Below are 12906 nucleotides of genomic sequence, written 5' to 3' on the forward strand. Positions count from 1 at the left end.
TATGTCTGTGACTGTAAATCGCGATGGGATGTTACGCCCACAACCGCAGGACGCCCGCGTCACCACGGCGATGCTGCCGTCGTCCTGCCCGCAAAACCACGCGGCGAACATTCTGCCGCTGCCCAACGGCGACTTATTGTGCGTCTGGTTTGGCGGCACACAGGAAGGGATTGCGGATATCTCCGTATGGAGTTCACGGCTGGCAGCCGGTGCACAGCAGTGGAGCGACGCGGTAAAACTGTCGGACGATCCGTCGCGCTCCGAGCAAAACCCGGTTTTGTTCCTCGCTCCGGATAACCTGCTGTGGCTGCTGTGGACGGCGCAAATTTCCGGTAACCAGGATACGGCTATCGTGCGCTACCGCCAGTCTGCGGATTTTGGTGCGAGCTGGGGCGAAACAGGCACGCTGTTGGATCAACCCGGTACCTTTATCCGCCAGCCCATCACCGTGCTGGATAACGGCAACTGGTTGCTGCCGGTGTTTTATTGCCGCACGCAACCGGGCGAGAAATGGGTGGGCAACGACGACATTAGCGCCGTCAAAATCTCTGCCGATCAGGGTAAAAGCTGGCGTGATGTTGTCGTACCGGAAAGCCTCGGCTGCGTACATATGAACATCACCGCACTGGCGAGTGGAACGCTGGTGGCGCTGTTCCGTAGCCGCTGGGCGGACAATATCTACTACAGCCAGTCTACCGATGGCGGTGAAAGCTGGTCAGTACCGGAACCCACGGTATTGCCGAACAATAACTCGTCCATTCAGGTCACCACGCTGGACGACGGCATGCTGGCACTGGTGTTTAACGCGATGAGCGCGGCGGGCGCAACAGAGCGGCGCGCATCGCTGTATGATGAGATTGATGATGGCGACGGACGCAAAGAACCCACGGCGTCCGGTGGACGCAGCGCCTTTTGGGGCGCGCCGCGCGCGCCGATGACGGTGGCGATTTCACCCGACGGCGGGAAAAGCTGGCCGTGGCAACGTAATCTCGACGAGGGCGACGGCTACTGCATGACCAACAATTCGCAGGAAAAACTCAACCGTGAGTTCTCCTACCCGAGCATTAAGCAAGGTGCCGATGGCAATCTGCATATCGCCTATACCTACTTCCGCCAGGCGATTAAATATGTGCGCGTCTCCCCGGCGTGGGTAAAGGAGTAGCCCATGATCCTCGGAAACCTTAACGCCCTGCCGCTGGCAGGGCTTCCCGCCGGGCTTCGGGCGATCCTCGATTTACCCCAGTGTTCACTGGCGGCGCTGCAGGCGCACGATGACGGACGCCTGCAACCGGAGCACGCAGCCTGGTTTTGTAATATCGGCCCGGCGAATACCCGGCCGCAGGCTGAGCGCCACACGGAATACCACCACAAGTGGGCGGATATTCAGGTGGTCCTGGCCGGTGAGGAAATCATTCATGCAGGCACGCAGTATGCGGCAAAGAGCACTGATGAAGAGCGGAAACCGGACCTGTTTATCGCCACCGGCGTCCAATTACCGGTGCGTGTGACGCTGCGCGCGGGTGATTTTGCCGTGTTCCTGCCGGGCGAGCCGCATCAGGCATTGTGCGCGGTTGACCAACCGATGACCGTGCGCAAAGCAGTGTTCAAAGTGCCGCGCGCACTGCTGGAGGAATAAGATGCCGATTGCTGTCGTCACCGGTGCCAGTTCCGGTATTGGCGAAGCCATTGTCAGCTGGCTGCTTGATCACGGCTGGCAGGTGGTCGGGCTTTCGCGTTCGCCGGTTCAGCGCAATACCACGGCCTTTCGCAGTTTGCAGGTCGATTTAAGCGATGACGCCGCCTTGCGCCAGGCGCTCAACGGGCTTGAAACGCCGCAGGCGGTGATCCATGCCGCTGGTATGATGGCCGCCGCCTCGCTTGGTGAACTGGATGCCGCCGCCAGTCAGCGTTTGTGGCGGCTGCATGTGCAGGCCGCAGAAACGCTGGCCAACCATTTTGCGCCTCAGATGCAGCCAGGCGGGCGGATTGTGGTGATTGGCAGCCGTACTTCGCGCGGCGCGGCCGGGCGTTCACAGTATGTGGCGACCAAAGCGGCGCTGGTGGGCATGGTGCGAAGCTGGGCAGCAGAACTGGCGCCGCGCGGCATTACCGCCAATGTGGTCGCGCCCGGCGCAACGCAAACACCGATGCTGAGCGCGCCAGGGCGGGAAAGCTCGCCGCCCAACGTGCCGCCCATTGGGCGTCTGATCACACCGCAGGAAGTGGCGGCACTGGTGGGGTTTGTGTTGTCGGCAGATGCCGCCGCCATCACCGGCCAGGAGTTGGTGATCTGCGGCGGCGCCTCGTTGAAGTGAGCGTGTGTCGGGTGTGTCTGTTGCAAAGGCGTCATCGCCATCCAACGACATGCCCGGCATTAACCGCCAGTGATATCACGTAAAAACACTTTCCCCATCAGGTATAACGTCGCCTGGCCGCCAATCAGCACGCGATCGCCCCGCCACTCGCAGCGCAGATCCCCACCCCGGGCGGAAACCTGTCGCGCCTGCATCACCTGTTTGCCCTGTTTTTCACCCCAGTACGGGATCAGCATGCTGTGGGCCGAACCCGTGACCGGATCTTCCGGTACCGATTCGCCAGGGCAGAAGAAGCGGCTGACAAAATCCACCGACTCGCCCGGCGCGGTCACACAGACCATTTTCCCCAGCGGGATCATGCCTGCGATATCCGGTTGCAGGGCTTCGACCTGCGCCTGGTTTTCCAGCACCACCAGATAGTCGCGCCCAACGCGCACCTCTTTCGCCGCTGCGATGCCGAGCGTGGTAAACAGCAGCGCAGGCGGATTCGCCACCGCGTCGGTGGACCATGCCGGGAAGTCGAGCGTTAACCAGTCACCATTACGCGTCACTTTCAGCTCACCCACAAAACGGGTGCTGAAGCGGATCGCGGTATCGGGGTAATCAAGATATTCGAAAATCACATGCGCAGCGGCAAGCGTGGCGTGCCCGCAGAGGTTAATTTCATATTGCGTGGTAAACCAGCGCAGCTCAAAGCCGCTGTCGTTACGCACAAAAAACGCGGTTTCGGACTGATTATGCTGCTGCGCCATCTTCAGCAGAACCTCATCCGGTAGCCACTCGGTCAGTGGACAAACGGCGGCGGCATTACCGCCAAAGGTGCGATCGCTGAAAGCGTCTACCATATAGAAGTCGATTGTTTGCATAGCATTTCCTCTTTTTTGTTCTCTGTTTTTGAACGCTATTGGATACCGATGCAATGGGTATTTTTCATGTCGCCACAAAATGAGATCTACATCACAAAACGGTTGTATTTTCGCCAGTAAAAGCCTTAAGATCGCCTCCTCTCCCTTTTTCCATCACCTGGCTAAACATTCTTATGACAACGAATACGGTTTCACGAAAAGTTGCGTGGCTACGGGTTGTAACGCTTGCCGTTGCCGCTTTTATTTTTAACACCACCGAATTCGTCCCCGTTGGGCTGCTGTCAGACATTGCGCAAAGCTTCGACATGGAGACCGCGCAGGTGGGGATCATGTTGACCATTTATGCATGGGTGGTGGCGCTGATGTCGCTGCCGTTTATGCTGCTGACCAGCCAGATTGAACGCCGTAAGCTGTTGATTGGCTTATTTGTGCTGTTTATTGCCAGCCATGTGCTCTCCTTCCTGGCGTGGAATTTCGAGGTGCTGGTGCTGAGCCGCATCGGCATTGCGTTTGCACATGCCATTTTCTGGTCGATCACCGCGTCGCTGGCCATTCGCCTCGCCCCGGCGGGCAAACGCGCACAGGCGCTGAGCCTGATCGCCACCGGTACCGCGCTGGCAATGGTGCTGGGTCTGCCGATTGGTCGCGTGGTCGGGCAATACTTCGGCTGGCGCACCACCTTTTTTGCCATCGGCATGGGGGCGTTAATCACGCTGGTGTGCCTGGTCAAATTGCTGCCAAAACTGCCGAGCGAACACTCCGGCTCGCTGAAAAGCCTGCCGCTGCTGTTCCGTCGCCCGGCGCTGATGTGCATTTACCTGCTGACCGTGGTGGTGGTCACCGCCCATTATACGGCGTACAGCTACATCGAACCGTTTGTGCAGAACGTCGCGGGCTTTAGCGCCAACTTCGCCACGGTGCTGTTGCTGCTGCTTGGCGGCGCGGGGATTATTGGCAGCGTGCTGTTTGGCAAGCTCGGCAATCAGCACGCCTCCGGGCTGGTCAGCAGCGCCATTGCGATGCTGGTCGCTTCGCTGGTGCTGATGCTGCCGGCATCCGGCAGTGAAACACATCTGGCGGTACTGAGCATTTTCTGGGGTATCGCCATCATGATTATCGGCCTGGGTATGCAGGTTAAAGTGCTGGCGCTGGCTCCGGATGCAACCGACGTGGCGATGTCGCTCTTTTCCGGCATTTTCAATATCGGCATTGGCGCAGGCGCGCTGGTGGGTAATCAGATAAGCCTGCACTGGTCGATGGATGCCATCGGCTACGCCGGGGCGATCCCGGCAATTGCCGCGCTGGTGTGGTCAGTGGTGATTTTCCGTCGCTGGCCGGTGAAACTGGAAGAACAGACCAGTCCCAGCCACCTGTAAGTCATTACAACGGCGGTGAAATAACCGAATCCATCACCGTGGTTTGCCAGTCAAACCACGGATTCCAGGTCAGCCGGGCGTGAATTTTGTCCGGCTCGACCAGCCCCCAGTCTGAATACCACACTTCGTCTCCCGCCAGACAACGTCTGGCTGCCGCTTCCGGCTGCCCGTTCGCGCACAGTACCACGCTGCCTTTGCGGCCATAGAGCGGGTTTTGCGGGGAGAAGAGTACCGACATATGGGAAAACTGGCTGATGCGTTCTTGCGGCAGCACGTCGGTTTTCACCAGAATTCGCGGCGCATTCGCCACTTCGGCCTGCGGCGCACCGTACCAAATGACCCGGCTCGCGGGGTGGGTAAAACTGCGGTCAAAATGATCGAGGATCCACCGGGTGTTCAGCACCGAATCGTGTTCAGTCAGCACCAGTAGCGCGGGTTTGTCCCAGGCTTTTTGCGCCAGCCACGCCTGCGCGCGCGCCGATGTCCGCCAGAACTGCGCAAAACCATTCGTCGGAACCCGTAAATAGCGCGTGGCGATCTGCTGGGGAAAAATGGCGCTCGGCGGGCGTAGCCAGTCGCGAAACAGCGCAACGGTCGGCGCGAGAAAATCATACCCGGTGCTGGACTTGAAGGCCGGGGAGAATAAGAGCAGCCCCTGCACGCTATCGTGATGCGCCATAGCATAATCCAGAGCCAGATTGCCGCCGGTAGAAAACCCACCAACCCACAGCGAATCCACCTCTTTCGCGAGAATATCCGCCTGCTCCTGCACCACTTCACGCCACTGATCGGCGCTGACATTCAGCAGATCGGCGGGGCGCGTACCGTGCCCTGGCAGCAGTACCGTGCGCACCAGAAAACCTTGTTTCGCCAGTTGCGGTGCAATATCCACAAACGAGCCAGGCCCATCTCCCAGCCCGTGGATCAGCAAAATGCCTTTGCGCGCTGGTAACGCAGGTCGCCACTCCTGCGGCGTGTTTAACTGCAATTCGGCATCTTTATCCAGCGTCTGAAAAGCGCGGTGTGCAGCAACAAACGCACGGGTCTGCTGCTGATAGCTGGCAAAGCTTTTTTGCCCGAGCGGCGCGTCAACTGCCGTACGTTGCTGGCAGCCCACCAGCAACAGAGTGAGCGCCATAATGGCAAACCCGATACGCGTTCCCATTATGCCCCTGCATGAAAGGTGGTGATGATTTCCAGCACCCCGTTAATGATAAATTGCACGCCCATACAGACCAGCAAAAAACCCATCAGCCGGGAGATAGCTTCAATACCGCCCTTGCCCACCAGCCGCATAATCGCGCCGGAACTGCGCAGGCTGACCCACAGGATAACCGCCACAATGGCAAAAATAAGCGGCGGCGCAACGGTGATAATCCACGCCGGGAACTCCGTGCCATGACGGATCGTCGAGGCGGAGCTGATGATCATCGCAATGGTGCCCGGCCCGGCGGTACTGGGCATCGCCAGCGGCACAAACGCGATATTGGCGCCGGGTTCATCTTCCAGCTCTTCAGATTTGGTTTTGGCTTCCGGCGACTCGTGCGGCTTTTGCTGCGGAAACAGCATGCGAAAACCAATAAAGGCGACAATCAACCCACCAGCGATGCGTAAGCCCGGGATCGAAATGCCGAAGGTGTTCATCACCAACTGCCCGGCGTAATAGGCCACCATCATAATGATGAAAACATAAACGGATGCCATCAGCGCCTGCTGGTTGCGCTGGGCGCTGTTCATATTCCCCGCCAGCCCTAAAAACAGCGCGACGGTGGTCAGCGGGTTCGCCAGCGGCAACAACACCACCAGCCCGAGGCCAATCACTTTCACTAATTCCAGCATAAGCACATCACTCCTTGAGGGGTCAAAACGTTCGCAGTATAGCCTTAACGCGGCGGCGATAGCAGGGCCTGCGGGTGGTCACAGCACCAAAAAATAAAGCTATTCAATTGTTTACTCAGGAAATTTTTAACATTTCTCCGTGTTTTAGCAAATAGTGGCATCGGTCAACTCATTCGGTTGACTTATATTTGCCTGAGCAATAATATCTGCCGTGACTAATCTACTTGCCGGGGCAACCATTGTGAAAAGCACGAATGATCTATTTAACGACATCATTCCTCTTGGCCGCTTGATCCACATGGTTAACCAAAAAAAAGATCGTTTACTGAACGACTATCTGTCGCCGCTGGATGTGACGGCCACCCAATTTAAGGTGCTCTGTTCTATTCGCTGCCAGGTATGCATTACCCCGGTAGAACTGAAAAAAGTGCTTTCTGTCGATCTCGGCGCCCTGACTCGCATGCTGGACAGACTGGTGTGTAAAGGCTGGATCGAACGTAATCCGAACCCGAATGACAAGCGTGGCGTACTGGTGCAGTTAACGGCCGACGGCGCAGCGCTGTGTGAGCAATGTCATCAACGGGTCGGGCAAAACCTGCATCAGGAATTAACAAAAAACTTAACGGCAGAAGAAGTGGCGACACTTGAGCATTTGCTTAAGAAAATATTGCCGTAAAACAAAGAGGTATGACGATGTCCAGACGCAATACTGACGCTATTACCATTCATAGCATTTTGGACTGGATCGAGGATAACCTGGAATCACCGCTGTCACTGGAAAAAGTGTCAGAACGTTCCGGTTACTCCAAGTGGCACCTGCAACGGATGTTTAAAAAAGAGACTGGTCATTCGCTGGGTCAATACATTCGCAGCCGCAAGCTGACGGAAATTGCGCAAAAGCTCAAGGAGAGCAACGAACCGATCCTCTATCTGGCGGAGCGTTATGGGTTTGAATCGCAACAAACCCTGACCCGCACGTTTAAGAACTATTTCGACGTGCCACCGCATAAATTCCGTGTCACGGATATGCCCGGAGAATCCCGGTATCTCCTGCCACTCAACCACTGTAGTTGCTAATCGCCTGTTTTAAAGACGTATCGAGGAAAGTATGAAACGTATCGCCTGTGCCGCCGTCACCCTGCTGGTGTTGGTTTCCGGCCAGAGTTATGCGGAGCAATTTAATCATCCCGCGCAGCAGAACGCCCGCGACGCGATGATGTTACCCGCCGCCCAACAAACATCGCCGTATGATTTTAACCATATGGGCGCGGGGAGCGACAAATCCGACGAATTAGGCGTGCCGTATTACAATCAGCGCGGCTAATCGTTTTGCCCCGCATTATGCGGGGCTTTTTTCTGTCCTATCCTGCCTGCACCGCACGACGCAAACGAAAACCAAACACATTGATGTACAGCCCCGCCATCACCAGTAACGCCCCGAGCAGTTGCAGCACCGACAGCATTTCGCCCAGCAGCAACGCCGCGCTCGCCATACCCACTACCGGCACCAGCAAAGACAACGGCGCCACACGCCAGGTTTCATAGCGCCCCAACAGGGAGCCCCAGATACCGTAACCGACAATGGTCGCGACAAACGCCAGATAGACCAGCGACAACAGCGTTGTCACATCAATACTCACCAGGCTTTGCAGGATCGCCGCCGGACCGTCGACGATGAGCGATGCCAGCATAAACGGCACTATCGGGATCAATGCGCTCCACACCACCAGTGACATCACCGCAGGCCGGGATGTGTGCTGCATGATTTTTTTATTGAAGATATTGCCGCAGGCCCAGCTAAATGCCCCGGCCAGAGTGAGGATAAAGCCAATCATCGGCACATGTTGCCCGGTGAGGCTCGACTCAATCAGCACCAGTACGCCGAGAATAGCCAGCGTTATCCCAACCAGTTGTTTCGCCTGTAAGCGTTCGCCAAATACGCCCGCACCAAGGATGATGGTAAAAAATGCCTGTGCCTGTAGAACCAGCGAAGCCAACCCGGCGGGCATACCAAACTTGATGGCGCAAAACAGAAAAGCAAATTGCCCAAAGCTGATGGTCAGTCCATACCCCAACAGTAAAGAGAGTGGGATTTTGGGACGCGCCACAAACAACAGCGCCGGGAACGCCACCAGTACAAAGCGCAAACCTGCCAGCATTAATGGCGGCATATTGTGCAGACCGACTTTGATGACCACAAAATTGAGTCCCCACGCAACCACCACCAGCATCGCCAGCAGGACATCTTTACGCGCCATTCTTCGCCCCTGTATTGTTTAAAATTTTGTAAAAAATTTACGTTAACGCAAAAAAATGTACAGCGACAGATCATTAAATCAGGTAGGTCAGTTAAGGCATTTCGCGACAAACATGCGGGTGTACTTCGCACTTTATGCATGTTATTGCTGTATACATCACAAAAAAATATAACAACACGCATGTCGGGTAAGTAAATGATCTCAACGCAAACACGTTCTACCGCCGCTTTGCTGGCTTCATCGTTGTTACTCACCATCGGGCGCGGCGCGACGTTGCCCTTTATGACCATTTATCTCAATCGCCAGTATGGCATGGCGGTCGATCAGGTCGGTTACGCCATGACCCTCGCGCTGACCATTGGCGTCGTCTTTAGCCTCGGTTTCGGTATGCTGGCGGATAAGTTCGATAAAAAACGCTATATGCTGCTGGCAATTACCGCGTTTATCGTCGGTTTTGCCGCTATCCCGCTGGTCGATCATGCAGGGCTGGTAGTGCTGTTTTTTGCCCTGATTAACTGCGCATACTCGGTGTTTTCTACCGTGCTGAAAGCCTATTTTGCCGATACGCTCACCCCGACGGCGAAGGCGAAGATCTTTTCGCTGAACTACACCGTGCTGAATATTGGCTGGACCGTCGGCCCGCCGCTCGGCACCCTGTTGGTGATGCAGAGCATTAATCTGCCGTTCTGGCTGGCGGCGGTGTGCGCCGCGTTCCCGCTGGTGTTTATTCAGTTCGCTGTCAGGCGTGTAGCACCAGGGGCAGGCACAGACGGCCCGGCAGTCTGGCAACCTTCGGTATTACTGAAAGACAAAGCGCTTGGCTGGTTTACGCTGTCGAACTTCCTCGCCTCGTTTGTTGCCGGTTCTTTCGCTTCCTGCCTCTCCCAGTATGTTATGGCGGTGGCAAGCAGTGATTTCGCCGAGCGTGTGGTCGCCGTGGTGCTGCCGGTTAACGCCGCTGTGGTGGTCACGCTCCAGTATGCCGTGGGGCGTAAACTCAACGCCGCCAACCTGCGCCCGCTGATGGCGACCGGCACGGTATGTTTCATGATTGGTCTGCTCGGCTTTATGTTTTCCGGCAATAACCTGTGGCTGTGGGGGCTTTCCGCCGCCGTCTTTACCCTGGGCGAGGTGATCTACGCGCCGGGTGAATACCTGCTGATCGACAACATTGCCCCCGCGGGGATGAAAGCCACCTACTTCTCGGCTCAGTCGCTGGGCTGGCTTGGTGCGGCAATGAACCCCTTAATCACCGGTATTATTCTGACTACGCAGCCAGCCTGGTCGCTGTTTATTATCTTAATGGTCACGATTGTGCTGGCCTGGCTGATGATGATCCGTGGGATGCAAATCCGCCCGTGGGGCGTGGTGCAAACGCAATAAAAAAACCGGCGCATCACGCGCCGGAGTCAAAGGCTTACCACACCTGATCGGCAATCTGCGTCACCAGGCGAACCTTGTCCCACTGTTGCGCTGGCGTCAGGGTGTTGCCCTCTTCCGTTGAGGCAAAACCGCACTGCGGACTGAGGCAGATCTGGTTGATGTCGACAAATTTCGCCGCTTCCTGAATACGCGCTTTAACGCCCTCCGGGTTTTCCAGTTCACCATTTTTGGTGGTGATCAGACCCAGCACCACTTGCTGTTTACCGGGGCGGACAAAACGCAGCGGCGCAAAGTCGCCGGAGCGGTCATTGTCATATTCGAGAAAGAAGGCATCAACATTGACGCTGCCAAACAGCACTTCCGCTACCGGCTCATAGCCACCTTCCGAAATCCATGTGGAGCGGAAGTTACCGCGACAAACATGCAGTCCGATGGTCAAATCCTCCGGCTTGCCTTCCAGCGCTTTGTTAATCACCTGGGCGTAAATACGCGCCAGTGCATCCGGATCGTCGCCACGCTCGCGGATTTGACGGCGCTGATCGTCAGAGCACAGGTAGGCCCAGACGGTGTCATCCAGTTGCAAATAGCGGCAACCCGCAGCATAAAACGCATGGATCGCGTCGCGCCAGGTGGTCGCCAGGTCGTCAAAATAGGCATCCAGATGCGGGTAGACTGTCGCGTCGATGTCTTTCCGCCCGCCGCGGAAATGCAGCACACTCGGGCTGGGAATGGTCATTTTCGGCTGTGCATTACCGCTGATGCTTTTCAGGTAGCGAAAATCCGCCAGCATCGGGTGATCGCCGAAGCGCAGCTTGTCGGTCACGCGTACGCCGTGCGCTTTGGTTTGCACGCCATTAAATTGAATGCCTTTGTCAGCATCGTAGCGCTCCACCCCTTCCAGACCGTCGAAGAAGTCAAAATGCCACCATGCACGGCGGAACTCACCGTCGGTAACCACATGCAGACCACAGGCGCACTGTTGTTCAACAACATGGCGAATGGCGTCATCTTCCACGCTGCGCAGTTGCTGCGCGGTGATTTCGCCCTGGGCGAACTGCTGACGCGCCTGCTTGATGGCGTCCGGACGCAAAAAACTGCCGACTACGTCAGCGCGGAATGGGGCCTGATGTCGTTGCATACTGCTTCTCCTCGTGCGCCAGGGCAGATGGTTACCCGGCGTGATAATTCATTATTTGAATTTTTAGACTTCTGGATGGCTAAATGTCCAAATAAAATGTCACACCGGACCACTGACAGCAAACGAGAAAAATTCACGGGACATGAAGAAATTTCATCTTCAGTCAATGAAGATGAAAATATCGCCCTTAACCCGCGTCAGCGCCTTCCCCTCGGGCAAAGGTGAAGCCTTCATCTTCCCAGCCGGTGATCCCACCGAGCATGATTTTCACCGCCAGCCCCATCCGCGCCAGTTTCAGCGCTGCGCGATCGGCACCGTTACAGTGCGGCCCGGCGCAATAGACAACAAACAACGTGTCTGCTGGCCACTGCGCCATACGCTCCGGCGTCATCTGGCTGTGCGGTAAATGCAGCGCGCCGGGAAGATGGCGACGGGCAAACGCTTCCGGGCTGCCCACCACATGCAACAACACAAAATCCTGTTCCTGCTGGCTGATGGCGTGGTGCACATCCGCGCAGTCGGTTTCCACGCTCAGGCGGTGCATAAAGTGGCTGGCGGCTTCTTCCGGCGAAGCGGCGGGAATATCGGTCACATAGCTCATAGTGCTTTCTCCGTGTTTGTGTTAACACTACTCTAACCAAAACAACACAACCTCACTGCCCGTCTCTATGCCAGATAACACCAGGATAATGACAACTTTACGACGTACTGAATCGCGCCATCGCGTTATTGCCCTCGCCTACGATGGCCTGTGCACCTTTGAGTTTGGCGTGGCGGTGGAGATTTTCGGTCTGCCGCGCCCGGAGATGGGCGAAAACTGGTACAGCTTTGCGGTGGCGGCCATAGAAGAAGGTGAGCTGCGAGCCACCGGCGGTATTCGTGTCCTGACGGAAGGTGGGCTGGAGCTGCTCGCCACCGCTGACACGATTGTGGTTCCCGGCTGGCGCGGCGCGCAAATGCCGGTACCTGAGACGTTGTGTACCACCCTGCGGGCAGCCAGCCAACGGGGTTGCCGCATCATTTCGATCTGTTCCGGCGTCTTTGTGCTGGCGGCAGCCGGCCTGTTGAACGGGCGTAAAGCGACCACCCACTGGCGCTACACGCCGCTGCTGCGCGAGCGCTATCCGGCCATTGATGTGCTGGAAGATGCGCTCTATTACGATGAGGGAAACGTGATGACGTCTGCGGGCAGCGCGGCGGGCATCGACCTGTGCCTGCATGTGGTGCGGCAAGACTTTGGCATCGAGATAGCCAACCGCGTCGCGCAGCGCCTTGTTGTGCAACCACACCGCGATGGTTCGCAAACGCAGCACCTCACCCGCCCGGTAGCCCGAACCCGGGAGAGTAAGCAACTGGGGCACTTGTTCGATTTTCTCCACCAGCAGCTGGCACAGCCGCATACGGTCGCCTCTCTGGCGCAGCGCACTGGCATGAGCCCGCGCACCTTTTTGCGCCGTTTTCAGGAATCTACCGGAACCACGCCGCAGCGCTGGATTTTGCAGGAACGGCTACTGCGTGCGCAGGCGTTGCTGGTCACGTCACGAATGAGTATTGAGCTTATCGCCGGACATAGCGGATTCGGCAATGCCGCATCATTACGTCACCATTTTCACCAACAGCACGGTATTTCCCCGGCGATGTACCGGAAGAAATTTACGCTTCCTGCGAAATAATTCACACTATTCAGCTTTTATTTAGGTTCATCAGGTTAATATATCTCCATCGCGGCAA

General features: G+C 56.8%; 15 protein-coding genes. 9 read left to right on the plus strand and 6 right to left on the minus strand.

Annotated elements, in window-relative coordinates:
• The first annotated feature begins 1 nt into the window (after nucleotide 1).
• From ACQ3G7_RS13445 to ACQ3G7_RS13455, 3 genes are read left to right on the plus strand one after another with little or no spacing between them, the layout of a single operon-like run.
• Nucleotides 2-1162: a sialidase family protein gene (locus ACQ3G7_RS13445; protein ID WP_430890194.1), complete on the plus strand. Its 1161-nt coding sequence runs from the start codon at nucleotides 2-4 to the stop codon at nucleotides 1160-1162.
• A gap of 3 nt (nucleotides 1163-1165) precedes the next feature.
• On the plus strand, nucleotides 1166-1636 hold the full coding sequence (locus ACQ3G7_RS13450) for a NanQ anomerase/TabA/YiaL family protein (protein WP_430890195.1): 471 nt from the start codon (nucleotides 1166-1168) through the stop codon (nucleotides 1634-1636).
• A 1-nt stretch (nucleotide 1637) separates the two neighbouring features.
• A complete protein-coding gene (locus ACQ3G7_RS13455) occupies nucleotides 1638-2315 on the plus strand; it encodes an SDR family NAD(P)-dependent oxidoreductase (protein WP_430890196.1) in 678 nt (225 codons plus the stop codon).
• 59 nt (nucleotides 2316-2374) lie between these two features.
• Here ACQ3G7_RS13455 and ACQ3G7_RS13460 read toward each other — a convergent pair whose 3' ends face one another.
• Complete coding sequence (locus ACQ3G7_RS13460; RefSeq protein WP_263096715.1) at nucleotides 2375-3181, minus strand: PhzF family phenazine biosynthesis protein; 807 nt, start codon at nucleotides 3179-3181, stop codon at nucleotides 2375-2377.
• Nucleotides 3182-3354: 173 nt separating this feature from the next.
• On the opposite strand from ACQ3G7_RS13460, the gene ACQ3G7_RS13465 reads away from it, so the two are divergent.
• Nucleotides 3355-4557 (plus strand): sugar transporter, encoded by a 1203-nt coding sequence (locus ACQ3G7_RS13465; RefSeq protein ID WP_430890197.1) that lies wholly within the window; start codon nucleotides 3355-3357, stop codon nucleotides 4555-4557.
• Nucleotides 4558-4561: 4 nt separating this feature from the next.
• Here the strand turns inward: ACQ3G7_RS13465 and ACQ3G7_RS13470 are convergent, their stop codons facing one another.
• Both ACQ3G7_RS13470 and ACQ3G7_RS13475 read right to left on the minus strand, forming a co-directional pair.
• On the minus strand, nucleotides 4562-5722 hold the full coding sequence (locus ACQ3G7_RS13470) for an alpha/beta hydrolase (protein ID WP_430890198.1): 1161 nt from the start codon (nucleotides 5720-5722) through the stop codon (nucleotides 4562-4564).
• Nucleotides 5722-6396, minus strand: coding sequence for a MarC family NAAT transporter (locus ACQ3G7_RS13475; protein ID WP_430890199.1), 675 nt, complete (start codon nucleotides 6394-6396; stop codon nucleotides 5722-5724). The genes ACQ3G7_RS13470 and ACQ3G7_RS13475 overlap by 1 nt, the downstream gene beginning before the upstream one ends.
• Before the next feature lie 241 nt (nucleotides 6397-6637).
• Between ACQ3G7_RS13475 and marR the strand changes: the two genes are divergently transcribed.
• Genes marR through marB form a run of 3 tightly spaced genes read left to right on the plus strand, consistent with a single transcriptional unit; the run spans nucleotide 6638 to nucleotide 7720 of the window.
• Nucleotides 6638-7072: a multiple antibiotic resistance transcriptional regulator MarR gene (gene marR, locus ACQ3G7_RS13480; RefSeq protein ID WP_263096719.1), complete on the plus strand. Its 435-nt coding sequence runs from the start codon at nucleotides 6638-6640 to the stop codon at nucleotides 7070-7072.
• Nucleotides 7073-7089: 17 nt separating this feature from the next.
• A complete protein-coding gene (gene marA, locus ACQ3G7_RS13485; protein WP_139109669.1) occupies nucleotides 7090-7473 on the plus strand; it encodes an MDR efflux pump AcrAB transcriptional activator MarA in 384 nt (127 codons plus the stop codon).
• Between the two features lie 31 nt (nucleotides 7474-7504).
• A complete protein-coding gene (gene marB, locus ACQ3G7_RS13490; RefSeq protein WP_263096720.1) occupies nucleotides 7505-7720 on the plus strand; it encodes a multiple antibiotic resistance protein MarB in 216 nt (71 codons plus the stop codon).
• Nucleotides 7721-7757: 37 nt separating this feature from the next.
• Here the strand turns inward: marB and eamA are convergent, their stop codons facing one another.
• A complete protein-coding gene (gene eamA / locus ACQ3G7_RS13495; RefSeq protein WP_430890200.1) occupies nucleotides 7758-8654 on the minus strand; it encodes an O-acetylserine/cysteine exporter in 897 nt (298 codons plus the stop codon).
• 195 nt (nucleotides 8655-8849) lie between these two features.
• Between eamA and ydeE the strand changes: the two genes are divergently transcribed.
• Entirely contained in the window at nucleotides 8850-10037 is a 1188-nt protein-coding gene (ydeE, locus tag ACQ3G7_RS13500) for an efflux MFS transporter YdeE (RefSeq protein WP_430890201.1), read from the plus strand.
• A 34-nt stretch (nucleotides 10038-10071) separates the two neighbouring features.
• Here the strand turns inward: ydeE and ACQ3G7_RS13505 are convergent, their stop codons facing one another.
• Together ACQ3G7_RS13505 and ACQ3G7_RS13510 are read right to left on the minus strand one after the other, a co-directional pair.
• Nucleotides 10072-11175 carry a cobalamin-independent methionine synthase II family protein gene (locus ACQ3G7_RS13505; RefSeq protein WP_430890202.1) on the minus strand — a complete coding sequence of 368 codons (1104 nt, stop codon included), beginning with the start codon at nucleotides 11173-11175 and terminating at the stop codon, nucleotides 10072-10074.
• A gap of 187 nt (nucleotides 11176-11362) precedes the next feature.
• Nucleotides 11363-11776 carry a rhodanese-like domain-containing protein gene (locus ACQ3G7_RS13510; RefSeq protein WP_430890203.1) on the minus strand — a complete coding sequence of 138 codons (414 nt, stop codon included), beginning with the start codon at nucleotides 11774-11776 and terminating at the stop codon, nucleotides 11363-11365.
• 67 nt (nucleotides 11777-11843) lie between these two features.
• Between ACQ3G7_RS13510 and ftrA the strand changes: the two genes are divergently transcribed.
• Nucleotides 11844-12848, plus strand: coding sequence for a transcriptional regulator FtrA (gene ftrA, locus ACQ3G7_RS13515; protein WP_430890204.1), 1005 nt, complete (start codon nucleotides 11844-11846; stop codon nucleotides 12846-12848).
• The last annotated feature ends 58 nt before the right edge of the window (nucleotides 12849-12906 follow it).

The sequence above is a fragment of the Kosakonia sp. N21 genome (assembly GCF_050587465.1).
GTDB lineage: Bacteria > Pseudomonadota > Gammaproteobacteria > Enterobacterales > Enterobacteriaceae.